Annotated in this window: 23 protein-coding genes; 8 read left to right on the forward strand and 15 right to left on the reverse strand. The window is 62.5% G+C overall.

The genetic code is table 11. The features are described 5' to 3' along the window. Positions 1–93 precede the first annotated feature (93 nt). The 3 genes from RTH74_RS17540 to bfr all read left to right on the forward strand — a co-directional run bounded on the left by RTH74_RS17540 (position 94) and on the right by bfr (position 3,333). Positions 94–852 carry a DeoR family transcriptional regulator gene (locus RTH74_RS17540; protein WP_316915487.1) on the forward strand — a complete coding sequence of 253 codons (759 nt, stop codon included), beginning with the start codon at positions 94–96 and terminating at the stop codon, positions 850–852. Between the two features lie 211 nt (positions 853–1,063). Continuing rightward, the gene (gene glpD / locus RTH74_RS17545) at positions 1,064–2,593 is read left to right on the forward strand and encodes a glycerol-3-phosphate dehydrogenase (RefSeq protein ID WP_125873863.1); all 1,530 of its coding nucleotides are present in this window, start codon (positions 1,064–1,066) and stop codon (positions 2,591–2,593) included. Between the two features lie 269 nt (positions 2,594–2,862). Then, complete coding sequence (bfr, locus tag RTH74_RS17550; RefSeq protein WP_003462607.1) at positions 2,863–3,333, forward strand: bacterioferritin; 471 nt, start codon at positions 2,863–2,865, stop codon at positions 3,331–3,333. Positions 3,334–3,462: 129 nt separating this feature from the next. Here the strand turns inward: bfr and RTH74_RS17555 are convergent, their stop codons facing one another. Both RTH74_RS17555 and RTH74_RS17560 read right to left on the reverse strand, forming a co-directional pair. Then, entirely contained in the window at positions 3,463–6,537 is a 3,075-nt protein-coding gene (locus RTH74_RS17555; protein ID WP_125880613.1) for an efflux RND transporter permease subunit, read from the reverse strand. A gap of 6 nt (positions 6,538–6,543) precedes the next feature. Next, positions 6,544–7,647 carry an efflux RND transporter periplasmic adaptor subunit gene (locus tag RTH74_RS17560; protein ID WP_316915488.1) on the reverse strand — a complete coding sequence of 368 codons (1,104 nt, stop codon included), beginning with the start codon at positions 7,645–7,647 and terminating at the stop codon, positions 6,544–6,546. A 143-nt stretch (positions 7,648–7,790) separates the two neighbouring features. Here RTH74_RS17560 and RTH74_RS17565 point away from each other — a divergent pair, with 143 nt between their 5' ends. Beyond that, positions 7,791–8,426, forward strand: a complete 636-nt coding sequence (locus RTH74_RS17565; protein ID WP_316915489.1) for a TetR/AcrR family transcriptional regulator — start codon at positions 7,791–7,793, stop codon at positions 8,424–8,426. 12 nt (positions 8,427–8,438) lie between these two features. Here the strand turns inward: RTH74_RS17565 and RTH74_RS17570 are convergent, their stop codons facing one another. Further along, positions 8,439–9,224, reverse strand: coding sequence for a class I SAM-dependent methyltransferase (locus RTH74_RS17570; protein WP_316915490.1), 786 nt, complete (start codon positions 9,222–9,224; stop codon positions 8,439–8,441). A gap of 106 nt (positions 9,225–9,330) precedes the next feature. Between RTH74_RS17570 and RTH74_RS17575 the strand changes: the two genes are divergently transcribed. Further along, positions 9,331–10,098 (forward strand): hypothetical protein, encoded by a 768-nt coding sequence (locus RTH74_RS17575; RefSeq protein ID WP_316915491.1) that lies wholly within the window; start codon positions 9,331–9,333, stop codon positions 10,096–10,098. Here the strand turns inward: RTH74_RS17575 and RTH74_RS17580 are convergent. From RTH74_RS17580 to ppc, 7 genes are all read right to left on the reverse strand, one after another. After that, entirely contained in the window at positions 10,095–10,796 is a 702-nt protein-coding gene (locus tag RTH74_RS17580; protein WP_316915492.1) for an extensin family protein, read from the reverse strand. The two genes, RTH74_RS17575 and RTH74_RS17580, sit on opposite strands and share 4 nt — an antisense overlap. A gap of 12 nt (positions 10,797–10,808) precedes the next feature. Further along, positions 10,809–11,678: a DUF72 domain-containing protein gene (locus RTH74_RS17585; protein WP_316915493.1), complete on the reverse strand. Its 870-nt coding sequence runs from the start codon at positions 11,676–11,678 to the stop codon at positions 10,809–10,811. A 42-nt stretch (positions 11,679–11,720) separates the two neighbouring features. Beyond that, the gene (locus tag RTH74_RS17590) at positions 11,721–12,065 is read right to left on the reverse strand and encodes a hypothetical protein (protein ID WP_316915494.1); all 345 of its coding nucleotides are present in this window, start codon (positions 12,063–12,065) and stop codon (positions 11,721–11,723) included. Positions 12,066–12,178: 113 nt separating this feature from the next. Beyond that, positions 12,179–12,862: a tRNA (adenosine(37)-N6)-threonylcarbamoyltransferase complex dimerization subunit type 1 TsaB gene (gene tsaB, locus RTH74_RS17595; protein ID WP_316915495.1), complete on the reverse strand. Its 684-nt coding sequence runs from the start codon at positions 12,860–12,862 to the stop codon at positions 12,179–12,181. A gap of 116 nt (positions 12,863–12,978) precedes the next feature. Next, entirely contained in the window at positions 12,979–13,740 is a 762-nt protein-coding gene (locus RTH74_RS17600) for an HAD family acid phosphatase (RefSeq protein WP_316915496.1), read from the reverse strand. A gap of 180 nt (positions 13,741–13,920) precedes the next feature. Beyond that, a complete protein-coding gene (gene adk / locus RTH74_RS17605; protein WP_099525760.1) occupies positions 13,921–14,568 on the reverse strand; it encodes an adenylate kinase in 648 nt (215 codons plus the stop codon). Positions 14,569–14,791: 223 nt separating this feature from the next. Beyond that, positions 14,792–17,428: a phosphoenolpyruvate carboxylase gene (gene ppc / locus RTH74_RS17610; RefSeq protein WP_316915497.1), complete on the reverse strand. Its 2,637-nt coding sequence runs from the start codon at positions 17,426–17,428 to the stop codon at positions 14,792–14,794. Positions 17,429–17,595: 167 nt separating this feature from the next. On the opposite strand from ppc, the gene RTH74_RS17615 reads away from it, so the two are divergent. The 3 genes from RTH74_RS17615 to RTH74_RS17625 all read left to right on the forward strand — a co-directional run bounded on the left by RTH74_RS17615 (position 17,596) and on the right by RTH74_RS17625 (position 19,608). After that, the gene (locus RTH74_RS17615; RefSeq protein ID WP_106734405.1) at positions 17,596–17,940 is read left to right on the forward strand and encodes a pilin assembly protein; all 345 of its coding nucleotides are present in this window, start codon (positions 17,596–17,598) and stop codon (positions 17,938–17,940) included. 421 nt (positions 17,941–18,361) lie between these two features. Then, positions 18,362–18,775, forward strand: a complete 414-nt coding sequence (locus tag RTH74_RS17620; protein WP_177429678.1) for a DUF4398 domain-containing protein — start codon at positions 18,362–18,364, stop codon at positions 18,773–18,775. Between the two features lie 47 nt (positions 18,776–18,822). Next, on the forward strand, positions 18,823–19,608 hold the full coding sequence (locus tag RTH74_RS17625; RefSeq protein WP_106734403.1) for an OmpA family protein: 786 nt from the start codon (positions 18,823–18,825) through the stop codon (positions 19,606–19,608). Positions 19,609–19,735: 127 nt separating this feature from the next. Here the strand turns inward: RTH74_RS17625 and RTH74_RS17630 are convergent, their stop codons facing one another. The 5 genes from RTH74_RS17630 to RTH74_RS17650 all read right to left on the reverse strand — a co-directional run bounded on the left by RTH74_RS17630 (position 19,736) and on the right by RTH74_RS17650 (position 23,614). Then, entirely contained in the window at positions 19,736–20,059 is a 324-nt protein-coding gene (locus RTH74_RS17630; RefSeq protein ID WP_143505881.1) for a hypothetical protein, read from the reverse strand. Then, positions 20,056–20,949, reverse strand: a complete 894-nt coding sequence (locus tag RTH74_RS17635) for an alpha/beta fold hydrolase (protein WP_316915498.1) — start codon at positions 20,947–20,949, stop codon at positions 20,056–20,058. Before RTH74_RS17635 ends, RTH74_RS17630 begins: the two co-directional genes overlap by 4 nt. Then, the gene (locus RTH74_RS17640; protein WP_125880625.1) at positions 20,939–21,685 is read right to left on the reverse strand and encodes a TIGR00266 family protein; all 747 of its coding nucleotides are present in this window, start codon (positions 21,683–21,685) and stop codon (positions 20,939–20,941) included. The genes RTH74_RS17635 and RTH74_RS17640 overlap by 11 nt, the downstream gene beginning before the upstream one ends. Before the next feature lie 79 nt (positions 21,686–21,764). Then, positions 21,765–23,054 carry a flavohemoglobin expression-modulating QEGLA motif protein gene (locus RTH74_RS17645; protein WP_316915499.1) on the reverse strand — a complete coding sequence of 430 codons (1,290 nt, stop codon included), beginning with the start codon at positions 23,052–23,054 and terminating at the stop codon, positions 21,765–21,767. Positions 23,055–23,062: 8 nt separating this feature from the next. Continuing rightward, entirely contained in the window at positions 23,063–23,614 is a 552-nt protein-coding gene (locus tag RTH74_RS17650) for a hypothetical protein (RefSeq protein ID WP_316915500.1), read from the reverse strand. Positions 23,615–23,627: the final 13 nt, after the last annotated feature.

Raw genomic sequence — 23,627 nt, forward strand, 5'->3', positions numbered from 1 at the left:
AATGTGAAAACGCGATAAAAGATGCCTTACAGTAACAGGCCCAAATCCACCACCGCCACACCCTATAATGAGTGACCATCACAGGAAGCGCTCATGAACCTCGCTCCGCGCCAGCACGACATTCTCAACCTCGCCCGTGAACGCGGCTACGTCAGCATCGACGAACTGGCCCAGGCGTTCGCCGTGACCCCGCAGACCATTCGCCGCGACATCAATCAGCTGGCCGAGCACGGCCTGCTGCGCCGTACCCATGGCGGCGCGGCCTGCGAATCGTCAAGCATTCAGAACACCGCCTACGGCATGCGCGCAGGGCAGATGCGCGAGGAGAAACAGCGCATCGCCGAGGCGGTGGCCGCGCAAATCCCCGATCACGCCTCGCTGTTCATCAACATCGGCACCACCACCGAAGCCATCGCCCGCGAGCTGCAGAACCACAAGGGTCTGAAGATCATCACCAACAACCTGCACGTCGCCGCCCAGCTCAGCGCCAAGGCCGACTTCGAGGTGCTGGTGGCCGGCGGCACGGTGCGCGGCGACGGCGGTATCGTCGGCCAGGCCGCAGTGGATTTCATCCAGCAATTCAAGGTCGATTACGCCATCGTCGGCATCAGCGGTATCGACGACGACGGCAGTCTGCTCGACTTCGACTACCAGGAAGTACGGGTTTCCCAGGCGATCATCGACAACGCCAGACAGGTCCTCCTCGCCGCCGACTCCAGCAAGTTCGGCCGCAACGCTGTAGTGCGCCTGGGCTCCATCGCCCTGGTCGACCGCGTCTTCACCGACTGCGCGCCGTCGGCTGCCATCACCCGCCTGCTGCACAGCCACAAGGTTCAGCTCGACCTGGTTTGACTAGTCTCTCAACGGCTATCGCGTAGGGCGGGTGCAACCCGCCGGCAACGTATCGGCGGATTGCACCCGCTCTACAACTACAGCAAACCCGATCCCTCAATACCGCTCGGCGCGCAATCGCGTGCCGTGGTAGCGAAGCTGCGCATCTTCGTCTAGCATATTTTCGAAAGTGAACATAAACACATTCGAATCCCATAGCCGAGCGTGCCACATGCCCCACGACCAGTTCGCCAGCCCCGTTGCGGAAGTCTATGACCTCGCGGTCGTTGGCGGTGGTATCAATGGAGCGGGCATCGCAGCCGATGCAGCCGGTCGTGGCCTGTCCGTGTTCCTTTGCGAAAAGGATGACCTGGCCAGCCACACCTCCTCGGCCAGCAGCAAGTTGATCCACGGCGGCCTGCGCTATCTGGAACACCATGAGTTTCGCTTGGTGCGTGAGGCCCTGGCCGAGCGCGAAGTGCTGCTGGCCAAGGCGCCGCATATCGTCAAGCCGATGCGCTTCGTTCTGCCGCACCGCCCGCATCTGCGTCCGGCCTGGATGATTCGCGCCGGCCTGTTCCTCTACGATCACCTGGGCAAACGTGAGCGCCTGCCGGCCTCACGCGGCCTGCGTTTCGGCGCCGGCAGCCCGCTGAAGGCGGAGATCAGCCGCGGCTTCGAATATTCCGATTGCTGGGTAGACGATGCCCGCTTGGTGGTGCTCAACGCCATGGCCGCACGGGAAAAAGGCGCGCACATTCATCCGCGCACCCGTTGCGTCAGCGCCCGACGCAGCAAGGGCCTGTGGCATATCCACCTGGAGCGCAGCGACGGCAGCCTGCTGTCCATCCGTGCGCGGGCGCTGGTCAATGCCGCCGGCCCCTGGGTCGCGCGCTTCATCCGTGACGACCTCAAGCAGCAATCGCCGTATGGCATTCGTCTTATCCAGGGCAGCCATATCGTCGTGCCACGCCTGTACGACGGCGAACAGGCCTACATCCTGCAAAACGAAGACCGCCGCATCGTCTTCGCCATCCCTTATCTGGAGCGTTTCACCCTGATCGGCACCACCGACCGTGAATACCAGGGCGACCCTGCTCAGGTCACGATCACCGCCGAGGAAACCGATTACCTGCTCAAGGTGGTCAATGACCATTTCAAACAGCAGCTCAGCCGCGACGATGTGCTGCACAGCTTCGCAGGCGTACGGCCGCTGTGCGATGACGAATCCGATGAGCCATCGGCCATTACCCGTGACTACACCCTGTCGCTCTCCGGTGCGCCGGGCGAAGCGCCGCTGCTGTCGGTATTCGGCGGCAAGCTGACCACCTACCGCAAGCTGGCCGAGTCCGCCATGCAACAACTGGCGCCGCACTTTACGAAACTGGGCCCGAGCTGGACAGCCAGTGCCCCGTTGCCAGGCGGCGAAGATCTGCAAAGCCAGAGCGCCCTGGTCGAAGCACTCTGCGAACGCCACGGCTGGTTGCCCAGCAGCCTGGCCAGACGCTGGGCCACCAGCTATGGCAGCCGCACCTGGCGTCTGCTCGATGGCGTGCACAACCTTACCGACCTCGGCGAACACCTGGGGGCTGGGCTTTACACCCGCGAAGTGGACTACCTTCGCCGCGAAGAGTGGGCGCGCAGCAGCGCCGACATCCTTTGGCGGCGCAGCAAGCTGGGCCTGTTCATGACTCCGGCGCAGCAGACACGTCTGCAGGACTACCTGAATAGCCGCGACCCGCATTCGGCTCACGCCGCCTGAATTCTGCGTGCCCCATGCCCCGCTTTGCGGGGCTTTTTTATGGGCGCGAAAAAATAAAATACCGGCGCTAGTTGCCGGATGGCGTCATGCCTGAACTTTCAGCAACTTATTTATTGCGTCAATTCAATAACTTGGCGCCATGATGCGGAATAAAAACATTCTTATTCGGTTTTATTTTTACTTATGTTTCAAACACTTAGGTTTGACAGAAAGAAGAACGAGGCCGAAAATTCAAGGCTATCACTGTCATTGAAACTGCAGGAGCGGTCATGAAAGGCGACAAGAAGGTCATTCAACACCTGAACAAGATTCTTGGTAACGAACTGGTCGCCATCAACCAGTACTTCCTGCATGCGCGCATGTATGAAGACTGGGGCCTGAAAAAACTCGGCGAGCATGAGTACCACGAGTCCATCGACGAGATGAAGCACGCCGACAAGCTGATCAAGCGCATCCTGTTCCTTGAGGGCATTCCGAACCTGCAGGACCTGGGCAAGATCCTGATCGGTGAAAACACCAAGGAAATGCTCGAATGCGACCTGAAGATCGAGCACAAGGCCCATGGCGACCTGAAGGCTGCCATCGCCTATTGCGAGAGCATTGGTGACTACGCCAGCCGTGAGTTGTTGGAAGAAATCCTCTGCTCCGAGGAAGATCACATCGACTGGCTGGAAACCCAGCTGAGCCTGATCGAAGCCGTCGGCCTGCAGAACTACCTGCAGTCGCAGATGGACGAATAAGCCTTATCCGCTACATAAAAGAACGGGAGCCAATGGCTCCCGTTTTTTATTGCTGTCAGCAACTTTGCGGGGAAGAGCTTGAAAGCCGCGACAGCATTAAAAGCTCGCCGCTAAAGCGCCTCCCACAACTCACTGCGCCTCGCTCTCCTTGACCCGGAACCACGCCGCATACAGCGCCGGCAGGAACAGCAGTGTCAATGCCGTGGCCACCACCAGTCCGCCCATGATGGCCACCGCCATCGGCCCGAAGAATACGCTGCGCGACAGCGGAATCATCGCCAGCACCGCCGCCAGGGCGGTCAGCACGATCGGCCGGAAGCGGCGCACCGTCGCCTCGATGATGGCGTGCCAGCGGTCCAGGCCGTGGCTGATGTCCTGCTCGATCTGATCGACCAGGATCACCGAGTTGCGCATGATCATCCCAGCCAGGGCGATGGTGCCGAGCATGGCGACGAAGCCGAACGGCTGGCGGAAGATAAGCAGGAACAGGGTCACCCCGATCAGGCCCAACGGCGCGGTAAGAAATACCATCGCCGAACGCGAGAAACTTTTCAGCTGCAGCATCAGCAGCGTCAGCACCACCACGATGAACAGCGGGATACCCGCGTTGACCGACTTTTGTCCGCGCTGGGAGTCCTCTACCGTGCCTCCGACCTCCAGCAGATAACCCGCAGGCAGCTCGGCGCGGATCGGGTCGAGCGTCGGCAGGATCTGCTGAGTCAGGTTGGCCGGCTGCTGCTTGCCATAGACGTCGGCACGCACGGTGACGTTGGGCAGACGGTTGCGGTGCCAGATGATGCCTTCCTCGAAGCCGTACTCCAGGGTCGCCACCTGCGACAGCGCCACACTGCGACCGCTGTCGGTCGGCACCGCCAGGCTCGGCAGCAGGCTCAGCGCCTTGCGCTCCTGCGGCGTGCCGCGCTGGAGAATCTCGATCAGCTCATTACCTTCGCGATACTGGCTGACACTGGTACCGGACAGCGAACCCTGCAAGAAGCGCGACAACTCGGCGGTGTTGACGCCCAGCGCGCGGGCGCGATCCTGATCGATATTGAGGATCACCACCTTGCTCGGCTCCTCCCAGTCCAGGTGCACATTCACCACATGCGGGTTCTCGCGCACCTTGTCCGCCACCTGACGGGCCAGCGCGCGCACCTCGGCGATGTGCTCACCGCTGACACGGAACTGGATCGGGTAGCCCACGGGCGGCCCGTTCTCCAGGCGGCTGACGCGACTGCGCAGGGTCGGGAACTCGTCGTTCATCACCTTGATCAGCCAACCACGCAGGCGCTCGCGCTCTTCGATGCTTTTGGCCAGCACCACGAACTGGGCAAAGCTGGCCGCCGGCAACTGTTGATCCAACGGCAGGTAGAAACGCGGCGACCCCGTGCCGACGTAGGCCACGTAGTTGTCGATGCCGGGCTGCTCTTTGAGCAATTTTTCCAGGCGATGTACCTCGGCTTCGGTGGCGCTCAGCGAAGCACCCTCCTCCAGTTTGATGTCGACCATCAGCTCCAAGCGTCCAGAGGCCGGGAAGAACTGTTGCGGCACGAAACGAAACAGCAGCACCGACGCAACGAATAGTGCAATGGTCAGCAGGATCACGATGCCACGGCGGCGCACGCACCATTCCACCGTGGCGCGAACGCGGCGGTAGAACGGCGTCGAATAGGGGTCATGACCTGAATCGCTGCCGCCGTGCTTGGCAGCGTGCAGTTTGGCCAGATCCGGCAGCAGCTTGTCGCCCAGATAGGGCACGAACATCACTGCCGCGATCCATGAGGCGATCAGCGAAATGGCCACCACCTGGAAGATCGAGCGGGTGTACTCACCGGTACCGGACTGCGCAGTGGCGATGGGCAGGAAACCGGCAGCGGTGATCAGGGTGCCGGTGAGCATGGGGAAAGCCGTACTGGTCCAGGCGAAACTGGCTGCCTTGAAGCGGTCGTAGCCCTGCTCCATCTTGATCGCCATCATCTCCACCGCGATGATCGCGTCGTCCACCAGTAGGCCGAGGCCGAGCACCAGCGCGCCGAGAGAAATCTTGTGCAGGCCGATGCCGAGGTAGTACATAGCAGCGAAGGTCATCGCCAATACCAACGGGATCACCAGCGCCACCACCAGGCCGGTGCGCAGACCGAGGGAGAAGAAGCTGACCGCGAGCACGATCACCAACGCCTCCACCAGCACCTTGACGAACTCGCCCACGCCGGTCTTCACCGCCGCCGGCTGATCCGACACCTTGCGCAGCTCCATACCCAACGGCAACGTCTGTTGCAGACGGGCGAACTCGTCTTCCAATGCCTTGCCCAGCACCAGGATATCGCCGCCGTCCTTCATCGATACGGCAATGCCCAGGGCGTCCTCGCCCATGAAACGCATGCGCGGCGCGGGTGGGTCGTTGAAACCGCGCTTGACCTCGGCAACGTCAGCAATGCGGAAGGTGCGATCAGCAACGCGAATGGGAAAATCGCGGATTTCCTCCACCGACTCGAAACGCCCGGTCACGCGCAACTGAATACGTTCGCTGGGGGTTTCGAAAAAGCCGGCAGCGGCTACCGCGTTCTGCGCCTCCAGCGCCTGCTGCACGGCAGACAGTGGCAAACCGAGGGTAGCCAGCTTGGTGTTGGACAGTTCGATCCAGATCTTCTCGTCCTGCAGCCCCACCAGTTCGACCTTGCCCACATCCTTGACCCGCTGCAGTTGCAGCTGCAGACGGTCGGCGTAGTCCTTGAGCACCGCGTAGTCGAAACCGCTACCAGTCAGCGCATAGATATTCCCGAAGGTGGTGCCGAATTCATCGTTGAAGAACGGCCCCTGAATACCGGGCGGCAGCGTGTGGCGAATGTCGCTGATCTTCTTGCGCACCTGGTACCACAGCTCGGGAATCTCGGAGCTGCGCATGGAGTCGCGCGCCATGAAGGTGACCTGCGACTCGCCCGGCCGAGAGAAGCTGGTGATGCGGTCGTACTCGCCGGTCTCCATCAACTTCTTCTCGATGCGCTCGGTGACCTGGCGCGACACCTCTTCGGCGCTGGCGCCCGGCCAGTTGGTGCGGATCACCATGGCCTTGAAAGTGAACGGCGGGTCTTCACTCTGGCCCAGCTTGGTGTAGGAAAGCGCCCCCACCACGGCGAACAACAGCATGATGTAGAGGACGATCTGACGATGACGCAGCGCCCAGGCAGACAGGTTGAAGCTCATGCGGGCTTACTCCTTGGCAGCCAGTTCGACGTTGCGATTGTCCCGATCGACCGGGCGAACCTGCTGGCCTTCGCGAAGAATCTGTACCCCGGCGGCGACCACCCAGTCGGAAGCGGTCAACCCTTCCAGCACCGGCACCCGGTCATCACCATAGGCACCGATACGCACCGGACGGCGCTGCACACGGTGCTCCTTAGGATCGACGACCCAGACGAACGCCTGATCCTGCTCGGCGCTGAGTGCCGACAGCGGTACCGCCAGCGGTACCTCGCCATTGCTGGCGATGAATACTCGCGCGCTCTGCCCCAACTCAGCCGGCACCTTGCCTTCGGTGAACGCGACACGTGCGGCGAAAGTGCGCGACTGCGGATCGGCCGCCGGGGCCATCTCGCGGATGCGGCCGGGGAAGCGCTGATCAGGCTGCGACCACAGTTCGACCTCGACCACCTGACCAATTTCGAAGCGACCAAAGCTCTGTTCCGGCAGGCTGATCAACACCTCACGTTCGCCGTCGGCTGCCAGGGTGAACACCGTCTGACCAGCCGCCACCACCTGCCCCACCTCGACCGCACGACGGGCGATCACGCCGTCCTGCGAGGCGCGCAGCACGGCATAGTCGGTCTGATTGCGGGCCACGTCGTACTCGGCCTTGACCTGCTTCAAGCGTGCTTCGCCGGAACGGTATTGGTTTTCGACGTTGTCGAACTGCGAACGGCTGACCAGATTGCGCTCGAGCAGCTTCTTGTAGCGCTCACGCTCGGCGCGCACGGTCTGCAGGTTGGCCTCGGCTGCCGCCATCTGCGCGCGAGTGGCCTCCAGTTGCAGGCGCACGTCCTGCGGATCCAGTTCGGCCAGAGCCTGATCCTTCTTCACCCGGTCACCGACATCCACAGTGCGCTTGCTCACCTTGCCGGCGATCCGGAAGGCCAGCTCCGGCTCGTAGCGTGCGCGCACCTCACCCGGGTAGCTGTCGACCAGCGCCGTAGCGGGCTGCGGCTGCACCACCATGGCAGGACGGATCGGCTGCTCCGCCTGCTCGGTATTACCGCAGGCAGACAACAGAAATACGAGACCCAAAGACGCAACGAGCGGGAGAACGTGGCGAGACATGTGCAAGACCTTTCGGAGAAGGTTTCGGGCTGCCCCCAAAGCTGACTGCCTAGTCGACGCCTTTGGAGATATCCCTTGGAATATTTGTACTGGCGGGTATAGTAAAAATAGCAAACTCGCCAGTCCAGTATTAAAATCTGCCAATGCCTGACAAGTTGTTACAACCTTCCGGCCCCGGTCGTCCGAAAGACCCCGCCAAACGTCGCGCCATCCTCGAGGCGGCCAAGAGCCTGTTCCTGCGTAATGGTTATGACGGTAGCAGCATGGATGCCATCGCCGCAGAGGCCGGCGTTTCCAAGCTCACGGTGTACAGCCACTTCACCGACAAGGAGACCCTGTTCTCCGCGGCGATCAAGGCCAAATGCGAAGAGCAACTCCCCGAACTGTTGTTCGAGCTACCGGACAACGTACCGCTGGAAAGCCAATTGATGGGCATTGCGCGCGGCTTCCTGGCACTGGTCAACAGCCGCGAATCGGTGGAGATGCACCGGATGATGGTGAACCTGGCCAGCCAGGGCTCGAAGCTGTCGCAGATGTTCTACGAAGCTGGCCCAAAGCGGGTGCAGGACGAGATGGAAGTGCTGCTGCACAAAGCGGCCCAGCGCGGACTGCTGAGCCTGGACAATCCGCATCTGGCCGCCGACCACTTCTTCAGCCTGCTCAAGGGCGGCGCGCATTTCCGCCTGCTGATCGGCTGTGGCGAGCCGCTTGAGGGTGAAGCCGCGGAACATCATGTGCAGGACGCGGTACAGCTGTTTCTGCGCGCTTACCGACGCTGAACCGGGGAGGCGCTACGCGTTGGCTTCCAGCTTCTTCTTCGGGTAGATGTCGTAACGGCTCGACTTGCCTTCCAGCACATAGCCCGGCTTGCTCCCTTCAATGGCCGGCGCCTTGCGTGGGCGCTTGACCACCACGCGATGGGTGGCCAGCGTCAGCGCCGCTTCGAGCAACGCCGGCGCATCCAGATCATCACCGACGAACGGACGAAACAGGCGCATTTCCTTCTTCACCAGCGCACTCTTGTCACGATGCGGGAACATCGGATCGAGGTAGATCACCTGCGGTGTCTCGTCCTGCCAGTTGCGCATCAGCTCGATGGCATTTCCGGTAAGCAGGCGCATGCGCGCGACGATGGGCGCCACATCGAAATCCAGCGCCGCACGCTGCAGGCCGTCTTCCAACAGCGCAGCGACCAGCGGCTGACGCTCGATCAGGGTCATTTCGCAGCCCAGGCTGGCCAGCACGAACGAGTCACGCCCCAGCCCCGCCGTCGCATCGAGAATCCGTGGCCGAATGCCCGATTGCACGCCTACGGCCTTGGCAATCATCTGCCCACTGCCGCCGCCGAACTGACGGCGATGCGCCGCAGCCCCCTCGACGAAATCCACCCGCACCGGACCAGGCGCCTTGTCGCCCAGCTCGACCAATTGCAGCCCGTCGTCACCCAGTTGCAGAGCGAACTCAGTCTCGCCCTCCTGCGCCAGGCCCAGACGTGACGCCCACCGGGCGGCCGCTTCGGCGTACTGAGGATGCAAGGCTTGGATGCGGATGCTGGCGTTGTGCCGCTCGTCAGTCATTGGCTCGTTCTGCTCAAAAATCACTCAAAGCACCGGCCACACGGCCGATATCGAAGAAGCGGCATTCTGCCAGACCCGGCCGCCGACAGCCGCATCGAGAGTGAACATGTTCGACGCCCTCTCCGCTCCACGCCCAAACAGCAGCCCCACCAGCGCTCGTCCTCTCGATGACGAACTCGACCGCGCGACGCACGAATCTGTCAACTATCAGATTCTGCGCCGCACGCTGGGTATCGAAGACGAGCAGAAGCCCGGCGAGATCGCTCGTGAGCTGCGGGAAACCGCCGAGCCACCTGCCGTATCCAGCAGCGCCGCAGTGGTCAGCCAGGCGGTAATCGAGCAGCGCGGCCTGGAACTGAATGTCAGCGCGGGCCAGGCGCCCCAGCAGGTCGACCCGCTGGTACTGGATATGGCTGGCAACGGTTTCTCCACCAGTGGTCTTGGCCGCCCGGTGCGTTTCGATCTGGATGCCGACGGCCGTGTGGATTCGATCAGCGCGCCCACCGGTGACGATGCGCTACTGGCGCTGGATCGCAACGGCAATGGGCGCATCGACGATGGCCGCGAACTGTTCGGTGATCAGCATGGGGCTGCCAATGGCTTCGCCGAACTGGCGCGCTTCGACGATAACGGCGACGGCCGTATCGATGCAGCCGATGCCGTGTTCGACAAACTGCGCCTGCTGCGTTTCGACGCCCAGGGCCGCCAGCAGTTGCAAACGCTTGGCGAAGCCGGTGTCAGCGCCATCGACCTGCGCGCCCGCGACGTCAGCATCGCCCTCGGCGCTTACGACCAGATCGCACAGCTGGGTCGCTTCGAATTCGCCGATGGGCGCAGCGGGCAGGCGGCCGACCTGCTGTTGGCCAAACGTTAGCGGCACATCCGCCACATACCCATGTCCACGTGAAAATGGTCGCGGTGCGCAGCGTTGTATTCAGGCCCCAGGGTGACATTGAAGCTGTCACAGGCTGCTTCCTGCACCAGGCGCAGAAAGCGCGCCTTGTCGCCCCGCCCCGGCCAGTCGCGCAGCACGCTGATGTGCTGGCCGTCGCGCAGACGGAAACCGACCATGTCCAGCGCGTTGGCATAGGAATGCTGGCTGGGCCGCTGACTGCCGGCAATGCTGCGACAGGCGAAACTGCCGACGTGTTCGACACGGGTCACCGGCTGGCCGAACACCGCCTGCGCAGCCGGCTGCAAGCCATGTCGCTCGAACAAAGCGAAGCTCACCGCCAGCGGGCAGGTAGCCATGAAACTGCTGCTCAGACCAACGCTGGCCCCTTGAATACGCACGGCATTTTCAATCGGGCAGCCAGGATGCGGCGTGCTGTCGGGCAGACGGGTAAAACGCAGCTCAGAAGTCGCCAGGGCCAGGTCGCATAGCTCACGATCCTCGCTCAGGCGCCAGAGTTTTAAGGGGGTCAGCAGGTTCGGCGTTTCTCGCACGTCCAGCGGCGCCCAGGGGTTGAAACGCGGCGCCACATCCAGCCAACCACGCCACAGCGCTACCAGCAACGCCGCGCCCAGTAGCACGGAGAGAAACAGCAAACGGCCGATTATCCGTATCAGCATATCCATGCTCCATCAGAGTAAGCCAAGCTGCTCCAGTTCCGGCTCCGTCTGCAAAACCGGCAGTTCGGGCAAGCCAGGCAGGCGCTGCATCAGCTGCTCATGAAAACGCCGCGCCAGCTCCGGTGCCAGGCGGTTGTCCGAGGTATGGGCGAAGACATGAGGGCGCAGCCCCTGTTCGATCCAGCCGGCAACCTTGTCCAGCCAGGGCAGCATGAAGGGGTCGTTGACCAACAACTCGGGATGGCCGATGAAGCGCAACTGCGGGCTCTGACTGAACGCGGTAGGCCGAGTCGGCAAGCGCGGCTTCTTGGCTTGCGCATGCAGCACGGCGGGCTCCTGCGAATCGCAGCTGAACAGCGCACGCGAATCCAGACAGATGCGCTCTATACAGCGCTCGTGCAGCAGGCGATTGAGCACGCGCTCGGCATCGCCCTTGGCGAAGAACTCCGGATGGCGTACCTCTACCGCCAGCGGCCAGTCCCCCCACTGCTCGATGAACGCCGCCAGCTCCGCCAACCGCGACGGGCCGAAGCTGGCCGGCAGTTGCAGCCAGTATGGCGCCACCCGTTCGCCGAGCGGTGCCAGCAACTGGCGAAACTGCGTGACCTCATCCAGTTGCTGACAGAGATCCTCGCTGTGACTGATGTCTCGCGGCAACTTGGCGCAGAACCGAAAGTGCGCCGGCATGGCCTGCGCCCAGCGCACCACCGTTTGCTCGCTGGGCCTGGCATAGAACGTGGTGTTGCCCTCCACCGCGTTGAATACCTCGGTGTAGCGGCTGAGAAACTCGGTTGGCCGGGTATCCTGCGGATACAGCGTGGCGCGCCAGGCCGCTTCGCTCCAGGATGGACAACCGAGGTAATAGGGAAGCGCAGCGCTCATCGATCGGTTTAGCGGGCCTGGCTGAGAGGGTGTGAAACGGGGTTACGCGTAGAGATCGAGCCCGAGGACTTCCTGCACATCGTAATCGCCGGCGTAAGCGGCGGTGGTGCTGTAGCTGACCAACGCCTGAGCAGCACGATTGCTCAGCGCAGGCTGTTGATAACCGAGATCCTGCGAACGGGTCGGCAGGCTGTCGGTGTTACTGCTGCTGGCCTGTACGCGGCGAATTTGCGGCGCCTGCTCCAGCCCCTGGCTACTGGCGGGTGCAGCCGGTTGTTCACGCTGAGCCTCTACCTCCCGCTGCGCCTCACGATAGGGCGTGACCGCGGTGCCCGAACGGGGGCCACGGTCTGGCGAGTAGGAGGGTAAGTAACCGTCGATCCGCATCTAGGACTGCTCGGTGGGCTCGGCTGAACAAGGGACAGTGCTGGCAATGTAGCGGCGGCCTGCGTCGTTGGCAAATGCCAAGGGAATACTGGCGCCAAGCATCCGACCAGCTGTCATGCCGGTGGTGCTTTCGGCGTGGCGACCTGATCACGCAGGTACACCGGTTGCGCCTGATCAGCCGGCAACGCCTCGCCACGGGCCCAGGCAAAACGAGCCAGGCTCAGCAAGTCTTCGGCATGCGGCAGCAGGCTGCCATCCATGCCCACAGGCCTGAGGGCGAGACGCGCGGCGAAGGTGCCCCAGCCCGTGCCGGCGCCGAACCACTCACCATCGCTGCCACGCGGCGCTTCAGCTTGCTCCGGCGGCAACACCGCTTCCTGGCCAAGCAGGCGCATCTCGCCAGCTTCTGCGCGGTAGCAACCCCAGTAAACCTCGTCCATGCGCGCGTCGATGGCGGCGGCAACCTGAGTCGCGCCCTGCTCACGCAGCGCGCGCTGGGCCAGCACGGCCAGATTGGAAACCGGCAGCACCGGTCGATCCAGTGCAAAGGCCAGGCCCTGTACCACGCCGATAGCGATACGCACCCCGGTGAACGCACCCGGACCGCGGCCGAAGGCAATGGCATCGAGTGCCGAAGCGGCGATACCCGCCTCACCCAGCAGTTGCTGAATCATCGGCAACAGACGCTGCGCGTGCATACGCGGGGCGACTTCGTAGTGGCTGAGCACGCGACCATCATGCAGCAGCGCGACGGAGCAGGCTTCGGTGGCGGTATCGAGGGCCAGGAGAGTGGTCATTGCATTCGGACAGCTGAAGAAAAAAGAGCCGGCATTAGACCGGCTCGAAGACATTTTTTCCAGCACCATGTCGGCACCCGACTTGCGCCGAGCGACCGACGGGGATCAGCGCTGTCTTACCAGGGCTCGACCACCGGCTCGGCCTCCCAGCCTTTGAGCGGCGCCTTGGACCAGGTGCCATATCCGGCATTGGGGAACACGATCCACTCCACACCCCACTTGTCCGACTCTTCGGCAACGGCCTTGCGCTGCGCATCGAGCGGCGTTTTGCGGAAACGCGCATCGAAGTCATGCAGCGTATCGCCCAGCAGCATGATGATCTGGTGATCGGCATTGACGATGGCGCGACGCTCGACCTTGGGCGGCCCGAGCAGCAGCACGCTCTCTTCCGATACCTGCGGCAGGCCCAGTTTGCTCAGGGTGGCCAGGGTGTATTTCTTCTGCTCGTCGGCACGATCGGAGACGTAGCGGATGGTCACGCCGAGCTTGTCGGCATGCTCGAGAAACTTCTTCGCGCCAGGGATCAGCTCCGGCGTACCGTCACGTTCCCATGGCAGCCAGGTGTCCCAGGCATCGTACTGATGACAGTTGGCCAGATCGCGCGCCAGCAGCGCGCTGTTGTCGATCACGGTTTCGTCGAGGTCGGTGACGATGGCCAGCTTCGATGGATCGTTCGCCGCCGCCACAGCCTTGTCGAGCTTCTCTGTGGCGATGTTGTAGGCCTGCAGTTGCAGCGCCTGGACCTCTGCGGACTGCTGTTGAAAGCGCAAACCCATGGTGAATTCGGCGACGGAACAATCTTCTTTGCTGTCAGCAAATGCCAGCGGAGTGGCCAGCAGCGATACCGCAAGGCCCAGCCAGATGCGTTTCTCGGTCATTGAATGCCCTCTTCCTTATAGGTTATCGACACGCCCCGGCGCCGGCCGGAGGCTGCATCGTCGATATTAGTCGGCCCGCATTGCGCGGCCATGCTTGAGAGCGACCAGAACGTATCAGGTTCCATAAACGAGCAAGGCCCCTTTCGGGGCCTTGTTGCGATGACGCTGGGCGAGCTGGACTCAGCCCAGGGCCGCCAGGGTCTTCGCGGTGATTTCTTCGACGCTGCCGACACCCGGGATATGACTGTATTTCGGGGTACCGGATGCAGCGGAGAGCTTCTGATAGAAGTCCACCAGCGGCTTGGTCTGCGAATGATAGACGGACAGGCGATGACGCACGGTTTCTTCCTTGTCGTCTTCGCGCTGGACCAGCTCCTCACCACTGATGTCGTCCTTGCCGGCAACCTTCGGCGGGTTGTACTCGGTGTGGTAGACACGGCCGGAAGCCGGGTGAACGCGACGGCCAGACAGACGCTTGACGATCTCTTCGTCTTCAACGGCAATCTCGACCACATGGTCCAGGGCGACGCCAGCATCACGCAGCGCTTCGGCTTGCGGAATGGTGCGTGGGAAGCCATCGAACAGGAAGCCGTTGGCGCAATCGGCCTGAGCGATGCGCTCCTTGACCAGATTGATGATCAGGTCGTCGGAGACCAGACCACCGGCATCCATCACGCTCTTGGCCTTCAGGCCGAGCTCGGTGCCAGCCTTGACCGCAGCACGCAGCATGTCGCCAGTGGAGATTTGCGGAATGCCGAATTTCTCGGTGATGTAGCGAGCCTGGGTACCTTTGCCGGCACCGGGCGCCCCCAGCAGAATCACGCGCATCGATGTGCTCCTCAAGAGTTATGTAGTAATCGGTCGGACTCGCCTCGTGGGGCCAATCTCTTGAATGTAGTGCGGCTGCCGTAGCGGCCAAAAGGCTGCTCAAGATACACAGCGCACCCCAGGCGCACAAGCCGCCAAAAGTCGGATAAAACCCCTCCTCCTGACGGCCTGAATCCGGCATATGACGCTGGCCAGGCATATGCCGGCCAGCACCTGCCGCCCTTCAACCGGTGTTACGCAAACCTGCCGCGATACCTGCCACGCTGACCAGCAACGCCTGCTCCAGAGGGCTCTCCGGCGCCTGTTCACGTTGTCGGCAGCGCGCCAGCAGCTCGGCCTGCAGCAGGTGCAGTGGGTCGAGATAGGTGTTACGCACGCTGATCGATTCCAGGGTTTCCGGATTGTGCGCAAGCAGCCGAGACTGCCCGGTCAATTCCAGCACGGCGGCGCACGCCTGCGACAATAGGTCGCGTAACTGCGCCCCCAGCGGCTGCAGGGCCGGTTCGACCAGACGTTCGTCATACAGGGCGGCGATATTGGCATCCGCCTTGGTCAGGACCATTTCCAGCATGTCGATGCGGGTGCGGAAGAATGGCCATTGCTCGCGCATGCTTTTCAGCAGTTCAGCATCACCGCCTTGCAGCGCCTGCCCCAGCGCCTGCTCCCAGCCGAGCCAGGCTGGCAGCATCAGGCGTGTCTGCGTCCAGGCGAAGATCCACGGAATGGCCCGCAGGCTTTCCACGCCCCCTTCACGCCGCTTGGCCGGGCGACTGCCCAGCGGCAAGCGGCCGAGCTCCTGCTCCGGCGTGGCCTGGCGGAAATATTCGACGAATTGCGGATGCTCGCGTACCACGTCGCGATAAGCCTTCACGCCAGCATCGGCGAGGCGGTCCATCATCGCCCGCCAGCTCGGCTCCGGTGCTGGCGGTGGCAGTAGCGTGGCTTCCAGCACTGCAGCCAGATAGAGGTTGAGATTCTGCTCGGCGATATCCGGTAGGCCGAACTTGAAGCGGATCATTTCACCCTGCTCGGTGGTGCGGAACCGCCCCGCCACCGAGCCAGGGGGTTGCGACAGGATGGCCGCGTGAGCGGGGCCACCGCCACGGCCGACGGTGCCACCGCGACCGTGGAACAGCAGCAGTTCGACCTGATGCTCACGACACAGACGCACCAGCTCCTCCTGAGCGCGGTACTGCGCCCAGGCTGCGGCGGTTGTACCGGCGTCCTTGGCCGAATCGGAATAGCCAATCATCACTTCCTGCGGGCCATGCAGGCGCGCGCGATAGCCGGGCAACCCCAGCAGGCGATCGATCACTGGCCCGGCGTGGTCAAGATCGGCCAGGGTTTCAAAAAGTGGCACCACCCGCATCGGCCGGCGCAACCCGGCCTCTTTCAGCAGCAGTTGCACGGCCAGCACATCGGAGGCGGCACCCGCCATGGAGATCACGTAGGAGCCCAGCGATGCGGCAGGAGCAGCTGCCACCTCACGACAGGTAGCGAGCACTTCGGCGGTATCGGCCGAGGGTCGATAGTCGCTTGGCAACAGGGGGCGGCGATTTTCCAGCTCGCGCTGGAGGAAACTCAGACGCGTCTCCTCATCCCATTCGGCATAGCGACCGAGGCCAAGATAATCGGTGATTTCCGACATCGCGGCTGCGTGCCGGGAGGAATCCTGACGCACGTCGAGACGCACCAGGAACAGACCGAAGGTGGCTGCCCGGCGCAGGCAATCGAGCAACGGACCATCGGCGATCACGCCCATGCCGCAGGCATGCAGCGACTGGTAGCAGAGCTGCAGTGGCGCAAGCAGATCATGGTTGTCGCGCAGTACTGCAGCGCTGGGCGCCACATCGGCAGTGAGCGCCTGCTGCGCCCAGCTGCGCGTTTCGCGCAGGCGCTCGCGCAACTGCTTGAGCAGTGCACGGTACGGTTCGGCGCTGTCGCCTACCTGCGCGCGCAGTTCGTCACTGGCCTGCTGCATGGACAGCTCCGCGGCCAGGTTGTCTACGTCGCGCAGGTAAAGATCGGCGGCCATCCAGCGCGCCAGCAGCAACACCTCACGCGTCACACGCGCAGTGACATTGGGGTTGCCGTCACGGTCGCCGCCCATCCACGAGGCGAAGCGAATCGGCGCAGCCTCCAGCGGCAGACGCAGACCGGTAGCGGCCTGCAGGCTCTGATCGGCGCGCCGCAGGAACTGCGGCACGGCCTGCCACAGCGAATGCTCGATGACGGCAAAGCCCCACTTGGCCTCATCTACCGGGCTAGGCCGACTGCGGCGAATTTCCTCGGTGTGCCAGGCCTCGGCGATCAGCCGCTGCAGACGCTGAGCGATGCGTTCACGCTCTGTTGGCAATAGATCGCTGTGATCCAGTGCCGTCAGTTGCGCGGCGATGGCATCGTATTTCTGGATCAGGGTACGCCGCGCCACTTCGGTCGGGTGTGCGGTCAGCACCAGTTCGATGTCCAGGCGCCCCAACTGACGCGCCAGCTCATCACTGCCCTGCCCGGCGGCGAGCAGACGTTCAAGCAATTCGTCGAGCACACGCAACTCGAACGGCTCGGGCTCACCGGCACGGCGACGGCGCACACGATGCTGCTGCTCGGCGATATTGGCCAGATTGAGGAACTGATTGAAGGCCCGCGCCACCGGTAGCAGTTCGTCGTCACCCAGATCCCCCAAGGTGCTGGTCAGCTGCTCGGCACCCGCGGCAGAGCCACGACGACCGGCCTTGGCCGACTTGCGTATGCGTTCGATCTTGTCGAGAAACTCGTCGCCCAACTGGGTGCTGATGGTATGCCCGAGCAACTCGCCGAGCAGATGCACCTCTTCACGCAGGCGCGCATCGATTTCCGCCATGTCGCACTCCTTCTCCTATCCAGTGTCAACAGAGTGCCCAGCGCGCCAACTTCTTACAAGGGTGCGACGTGCACCAGGGCGAGCCTGCGTGCTGGGTCTAGGCTTGTCGAAGGGCGCTGCGGTTTCGCCAATGGGCACCGCCGGCGCCACCCGTGAGGAGCTACGACATGAGAATTCGCGAACTGGCAAAACACTGGGAACAAAATGCCAAGGGTCACCTGACCCCGACTCGTTATCACATCCACCTGGATATCGAGTCGGCCGCTCGCCTGGCGGCGCTCACCGAGATGTACCCCAAGCATCACAGCGAGGAACTGCTTGGAGAGCTGATCGGCGCGGCGCTCGAGGAACTCGAGGCCAGCCTGCCTTACGTGCGCGGCAACAAAGTGGTGGCGCTGGACGAGCAAGGCGACCCGTTGTACGAGGACGTCGGTCCGACTCCACGGTTCCTGGCGCTGTCGCGCAAATACCTGCGTGAACTGAGTGATACGAGCAAAGAGACGAGCCATTGACGCCCTGAACGGGCCGTCGTGTTCGACATATTGTTCAATTTCGGACGCTCAGGCTGATAACACGCCTGCCGAGCAGACATCTCTGCATCTATGCAGCACCTCCCTCCGCCTTCGCCGATGCGCAGGCGCGCCGGCCCTCCTTCACCCATAAAAACCCACGAAACCATCTAGATAGAAGGGTTTTAAGAGCGATCTAGATGCGCATAAAAAACCACGCCGAGGCCTTTCCATACGCAAATAGTTGACTAACCAGTCATCCAGAAAGCCATAAGCAGACTGTGTTTTTTTCTGAACTATTCGAAAAGCCTGCCGGTCCCACTTATAGGCCATCGTGACGAGCCGACATCACCAACACCTTTGGTAGACGGACGACACGAGAGGCCAATCGCTACGGATATCGTCGTTCATAGGAGTGTTTCAAATGGAGTTAGCCGCCATGAAGACCCATACCGAAAAAGCCCCGCGCAGCCGCCTGCACGGGATCAAACTGGCCGCCTTGGTGCTGGGTAGCAGCCTGGTGCTGGCTGGTTGCGCGGGTAACCCGCCCAGCGAGCAATATGCCGTGACGCAATCAGCCGTGAACTCGGCGATCAGCGCCGGTGGTACCGAGTTTGCTGCCGTAGAAATGAAGTCTGCGCAGGACAAGCTCAAAGAGGCCGAATTGGCCATGCATGAGAAAGAGTACGAGAAAGCCCGCCGCCTGGCCGAACAGGCTGAATGGGATGCTCGTCTCGCCGAGCGCAAGGCTCAGGCCGCCAAAGCCGAACAAGCATTGCAGGACGCCCGCCAGGGTGTTCAGGAACTGCGTGAGGAAGGCATGCGTAACGCTCAGTGAGCGCCATGCACCCCACCCATTCGCTGACAGATCAAAGGATGAACGCCATGCGTAAACACGTAATGATCCCCGCCCTTCTGGCCCTGAGCGTCGGCCTGGCCGCCTGCTCGCACCAGCCCAACGCCAACCTGGAGTCGGCGCGTAGCAACTTCTCCTCACTGCAGAGCGATCCGCAGGCGAGCAAGGTCGCGGCGCTGGAAACCAAGGAAGCCCAGGAATGGCTGAACAAGGCCGACAAGGCCTACATGGAAAAGGAAGATGAGAAGAAGGTCGACCAGCTGGCCTACCTGACCAACAAGCGCGTCGACGTGGCCAAGCAGACCATCGTCCTGCGTAATGCCGAAGCCGAGCTGAAAAATTCCTCGGCGCAGCGCGCCCAGGCTCTGCTCGATGCTCGCGACGCACAGATCCGCAAGCTGCAGGACAGCCTCAACGCCAAGCAGACCGAGCGCGGCACGTTGGTTACCTTCGGTGACGTTCTGTTCGACTTCAACAAGGCCGAACTGAAGAGCAGCGCGCTGCCCAACGTCACCCAACTGGCGCGTTTTCTCCAGGAAAACCCGGAGCGTCAGGTGATCGTCGAGGGTTACACCGACAGCGTCGGCTCGGCCAGCTACAACCAGGGTCTGTCCGAGCGTCGCGCCGAGTCCGTCCGTCGTGCACTGATTCGTGCCGGCGTCGAGCCGACGCGCATCGTAGCCCAGGGTTATGGCAAGGAGTATCCGGTTGCGGACAACTCCAGCGACTCCGGTCGTGCGCAGAACCGTCGCGTGGAGGTGACCATCTCCAACGATAACCAGCCGGTCGCTCCGCGCTCGTCTGCCGGCGCCTGATAGCACCGCTGTAATGAAGAAACCCGCCTGATGGCGGGTTTCTTTTTTGGCGCAATCGAGACTCGCGCCTACGTTTCGCTACGCACGGCATAGGCGGCCCCGCGACACCCTACGTAAACGTTTTGCCTTACTGCTCCAGCGCCGGAGTTTCCTGACCGATGCAACGCACGGCCTGCTTCTTGTTGTCCACCAGCACGCCAGTCAGCCCTTTCTGCTGCAGATCGAACAACACCAGCACGCCATCGATGCACTGCGCCACCTGATCGGCCGGTTTCAGCGAGACCTTGTAGTCCTCGCCAGGAATGGTCTTGAGCATGGTGAAGTCGGAGAGCAGCAACGCGTCTTCCGGCTTGGCGAAATGGACGTAACCGTAGTACCAAAGCACGCCGATGGTACCGACGATGCTGGCGACACCCGTGAGGATCAGAGGGATAGGATTGCGTTCGGTCATTGCGGACTCTCTGTTGCGGATTCGATGGTCGGCGCCTGGCGCTCGACAAAGGCCTGCGGCGCACTGAAGAACGCCAGCAGTGACTGGCGCCAGGCGGGCTCGGCAAAGGTTTGCACGTGCGGGCCACGGGTCGCCTGAAAGGCGCGTGGCGGGCGCGCAGCTTGATACAAACGCTGGCCATTGGAAAGCGGCACGATCGTATCGTCAATGCTGTGATAGATCAGCAAGGGCACACCTTCAAGTTGCTCGATGCTGTGAATCGCGCTGTCGCCGTCCGGCACCAGCCAGGACAGCGGCACCTGTAGCGGCCAGGTCAGCCAGGACGTGCTCAGCGCATGCTGGGCCACATCGCGATAACTGGCCGGCACACCATCGAGCGCCATGGCCTGCAAGGCCGATTGGCGCTCAGGATGCTGCGCCAGGTAATGCACGGCCAGGGCGCCGCCGAGGCTCTGCCCGAGCACGAAAAGCGGCGTGCCCTGCACTTGCGACGCCTGATCGAGCCAGACGAAAGCTGCATCGATATCTTGATAGACCTCCGGCAGTCGCGGCTTACCGGCGGACAGACCATATCCCCGGTAATCCAGCATCAGCACCTGATAGCCCTGCTCCGGCAGCCAGTGAACGCCGCCCAGGTGCCAGGCCAGGTTGCCGCCATTGCCATGCAGATGCAGTACCGTACCCTTGATCTTCACCCCGGGCTTGGCCGGCAGCCACCAGGCATGCAAACGCGTGCCATCGGTGGCGCGCAGCTCGATGTCGCGGTATTCCAAGCCGGCACGCTCCGGGGTAATCGGCAGCCCTGGCTCCGGGTAGAACAGCAGGCCGCTGCAACCACCCAGCCACAGGCTGGCCAGCAGCAACAACAGCGACCGCAGGCTACTTGCCACCGGCGCGCACCTCTTCGCGTGCTTGAACGGTCGCGGCATAGACACGCTCGGCCAGGCGCGAGAACGGCAGGCTCTGAATCCACACCGTGCCGGTGCCTTTGAGCGTGGTCAGCAAGATGCCTTCGCCACCGAAGAGCATGCTTTTCAGGCCGCCAGCCAGGGCGATGTCATAATCGATACCGCTGCTGAAGGCCACCAGGCAACCAGTGTCCAGGCGCAGGGTTTCGTTGTTCAGTTCCTTGCGGATCACGGTACCGCCAGCATGCACGAACGCCAGGCCGTCACCCTCGAGCTTCTGCAGGATGAAGCCCTCGCCACCGAAGAAGCCGGCGCCCAGGCGCTTGGCGAAGCTGATGCCGATGCTGGTGCCATGGGCGGCGCAGAGGAAAGCGTCTTTCTGGCAGATCAATCGACCACCGATCTTTGCCAGGTCGATGGGCACTACGGTGCCCGGATAAGGCGCGGCGAAGGCCACTCGTGCCTGACTTTTGCCGGCATTGCTGAAGTGAGTCATGAACAGTGACTCACCGGTGAGCATGCGCTTGCCGACGCTCCATAGCTTGCCCAGCAGGCCATTGGACGAGCCATCGCCCATGCGCGTCTCGAAGCGCACGCCGTCGGTCATGTAGTTCATCGCCCCGGCTTCGGCGATCACCGTCTCGCCGGGGTCGAGAATGATCTCCACCGATTGCGCCGAAGCGCCGAGGATTTCGTATTCGAGTTGATGGCTGGGCACGGGGCGGTCTCCAAGGCTTCCCGGATTTCATCCGGGCTACGGCAGCGGTGCGCGCGGCGCACCCTAGATGCAGGGTGATTCAGAGAATATTGGCGTAGTCCGCTTCGATGCGATCCAGGCTCAGGTGGTTGAGGAAGTTGGAGAAGCACATCCAGGCCGAAAGCGCGTTCATGTCCTGAAACTGCGGCGGCAGATACTTGGGTGGCTGCACCAGCCCTTCGTCCACCAGCTTGCGCAGCGTGCGCATGTCTTCCAGGGTGGTCTTGCCGCAGAACAGCAGCGGAATCTGCTCCAGCTTGCCTTTGCGCACCGCCAGCTGGATGTAGTTGTAGATGAGGATGAAACCCTTGAGATAGGAAAGATCCTTGGTGAACGGCAGGCCCGTCGGCAAGGACCCACGGAACACCCGGCTGGCGTTGCTGTAGCCGCCTTCGAGGCCATAGCCCTGCTCGCGGAAGAACTCGAATACCTCGAGAAAATCTGCGCCCTCTTCGGCCATGTGGATGGCGCGGGTGCGGTTGGTCAGCTTGCGCAGCCGCGTGGGGTAGGAGGCGAAGGCGATCACCTCCATGAGAATGGCCAAACCTTCCTGGGTCACCGTCGATGAGGGCGGGCCCTTGGCCAGGAACGTGCAGATCGGCTGGTTGAGCCCGTTGAGCGTGGTGCCGACATGCACCAGACCTTCGTGCACCTCCAGCGCCTTGACGTCGCGCTCGTTGAAACGCGCATCGCTGCGGATCTTGATGTAGTCGGCGCCAGCGGCGGCATCGGCGAGAATACCGTCGGACTCGAACACACGAATGGTTTCGTCGCCAAATACACCAGCCAGGCGCTGCTGCAGAATGTTCACCGCATCACTGGCACCGAGGGTCTTGGCCTCGTCTTCCAGGTCGCCACGCGCGGCGATGTTATTGAGGTAGTCCGAGAGCATCAGGCCGAGATCGGCCAAGGTCGGATCACCGGCGTGGAAGGCGTCGGAGGCAGCGCCATACAGCTCCTGGCTGATCAGGCCGAAGTCCTCGGTGCCACGCGCCTCGAGCATACGGATGACCATGCGGTATTCCTTGCACATACGCCGCATGATCTGCCCGACCGGATTGAACTGGCCGAGTTGACGGGTGATGTCACGCTCGATGTTCTGGAATTCCAACTTCTTCGCAGCGGCATCGAAAGCCAGCGGTCGACTCAGGTAGTAGTCGCGATCCACGGCCGGCGGCTGCTTGCCCTTGGCCTTGAGAAAGCCATCACGGATGCCATCGTCCCACTTCACCGCATCGAGTACGCGGATGGGCGTTTGCGCATCGACGATGCGGTCACTGAGGGCACGGATACAGAGCTGATAGTCGTCCAGTTTTTGCTGGCTATTCATTGCAGTTCCTACTCGGCGGCTCGCTGATAACGCGCCACCTCGACGAACAGGTCGGCGTTGGCCGGGTCGTCGAGGTAGGCGAACACCTTGTCCAGCGGGCTGGTGATCAATGCACCGTCAGCCTCGGGCATGGAGACGGTCTGCCCTTCCAGCAGGCCCTTTTCCATATCCTGGAGAATGCGGTCGGTGTCGAGGTTGTACAGCACCAGCTCGTTGTCCTTGGTCAATTCGAAGCCGGCGATGGCGAAGTTGGCGCCCAGGCTTTTCGGCAAGCCCGCGGAGAGGTACCAGCGGCGACCATGATGAGCGACGGTGAAACCGAACTCCTCAAGGCCGCCGGCGTTGTCCGGGCTGCCTTCGTAGATGCGCGCCTCGTAGAGGTTGGAGCCGGCACGGGTGATCTCCAGATAGAGTTGATCGCCCCACTCGTCCTGCCGGGTCCACTCACCCAGCAACGGGATGGGTGCCGCCTCGTTGGCCGGGATTGGATCCTTGAAGGTAACCAGGCAACCACTCAACAACAGGAAGGACAAGGCGACCAGTACGCGCCAGGTTTTCATTACGCTCTCCTTG

This window comes from Pseudomonas sp. zfem001 (assembly GCF_032621725.1).
In the GTDB taxonomy this organism is placed as follows: domain Bacteria; phylum Pseudomonadota; class Gammaproteobacteria; order Pseudomonadales; family Pseudomonadaceae; genus Aquipseudomonas; species Aquipseudomonas sediminis.

What these genes read in the sequence shown, in the direction of transcription:
- RTH74_RS17540 (WP_316915487.1), top strand. Translation starts at nt 94, where the DNA reads ATGAACCTCGCTCCGCGCCAGCACGACATTCTCAACCTCGCCCGTGAA.
- glpD (WP_125873863.1), top strand. Translation starts at nt 1,064, where the DNA reads ATGCCCCACGACCAGTTCGCCAGCCCCGTTGCGGAAGTCTATGACCTC.
- bfr (WP_003462607.1), top strand. Translation starts at nt 2,863, where the DNA reads ATGAAAGGCGACAAGAAGGTCATTCAACACCTGAACAAGATTCTTGGT.
- RTH74_RS17555 (WP_125880613.1), bottom strand. Translation starts at nt 6,537, where the DNA reads ATGAGCTTCAACCTGTCTGCCTGGGCGCTGCGTCATCGTCAGATCGTC.
- RTH74_RS17560 (WP_316915488.1), bottom strand. Translation starts at nt 7,647, where the DNA reads ATGTCTCGCCACGTTCTCCCGCTCGTTGCGTCTTTGGGTCTCGTATTT.
- RTH74_RS17565 (WP_316915489.1), top strand. Translation starts at nt 7,791, where the DNA reads ATGCCTGACAAGTTGTTACAACCTTCCGGCCCCGGTCGTCCGAAAGAC.
- RTH74_RS17570 (WP_316915490.1), bottom strand. Translation starts at nt 9,224, where the DNA reads ATGACTGACGAGCGGCACAACGCCAGCATCCGCATCCAAGCCTTGCAT.
- RTH74_RS17575 (WP_316915491.1), top strand. Translation starts at nt 9,331, where the DNA reads ATGTTCGACGCCCTCTCCGCTCCACGCCCAAACAGCAGCCCCACCAGC.
- RTH74_RS17580 (WP_316915492.1), bottom strand. Translation starts at nt 10,796, where the DNA reads ATGCTGATACGGATAATCGGCCGTTTGCTGTTTCTCTCCGTGCTACTG.
- RTH74_RS17585 (WP_316915493.1), bottom strand. Translation starts at nt 11,678, where the DNA reads ATGAGCGCTGCGCTTCCCTATTACCTCGGTTGTCCATCCTGGAGCGAA.
- RTH74_RS17590 (WP_316915494.1), bottom strand. Translation starts at nt 12,065, where the DNA reads ATGCGGATCGACGGTTACTTACCCTCCTACTCGCCAGACCGTGGCCCC.
- tsaB (WP_316915495.1), bottom strand. Translation starts at nt 12,862, where the DNA reads ATGACCACTCTCCTGGCCCTCGATACCGCCACCGAAGCCTGCTCCGTC.
- RTH74_RS17600 (WP_316915496.1), bottom strand. Translation starts at nt 13,740, where the DNA reads ATGACCGAGAAACGCATCTGGCTGGGCCTTGCGGTATCGCTGCTGGCC.
- adk (WP_099525760.1), bottom strand. Translation starts at nt 14,568, where the DNA reads ATGCGCGTGATTCTGCTGGGGGCGCCCGGTGCCGGCAAAGGTACCCAG.
- ppc (WP_316915497.1), bottom strand. Translation starts at nt 17,428, where the DNA reads ATGGCGGAAATCGATGCGCGCCTGCGTGAAGAGGTGCATCTGCTCGGC.
- RTH74_RS17615 (WP_106734405.1), top strand. Translation starts at nt 17,596, where the DNA reads ATGAGAATTCGCGAACTGGCAAAACACTGGGAACAAAATGCCAAGGGT.
- RTH74_RS17620 (WP_177429678.1), top strand. Translation starts at nt 18,362, where the DNA reads ATGGAGTTAGCCGCCATGAAGACCCATACCGAAAAAGCCCCGCGCAGC.
- RTH74_RS17625 (WP_106734403.1), top strand. Translation starts at nt 18,823, where the DNA reads ATGCGTAAACACGTAATGATCCCCGCCCTTCTGGCCCTGAGCGTCGGC.
- RTH74_RS17630 (WP_143505881.1), bottom strand. Translation starts at nt 20,059, where the DNA reads ATGACCGAACGCAATCCTATCCCTCTGATCCTCACGGGTGTCGCCAGC.
- RTH74_RS17645 (WP_316915499.1), bottom strand. Translation starts at nt 23,054, where the DNA reads ATGAATAGCCAGCAAAAACTGGACGACTATCAGCTCTGTATCCGTGCC.
- RTH74_RS17650 (WP_316915500.1), bottom strand. Translation starts at nt 23,614, where the DNA reads ATGAAAACCTGGCGCGTACTGGTCGCCTTGTCCTTCCTGTTGTTGAGT.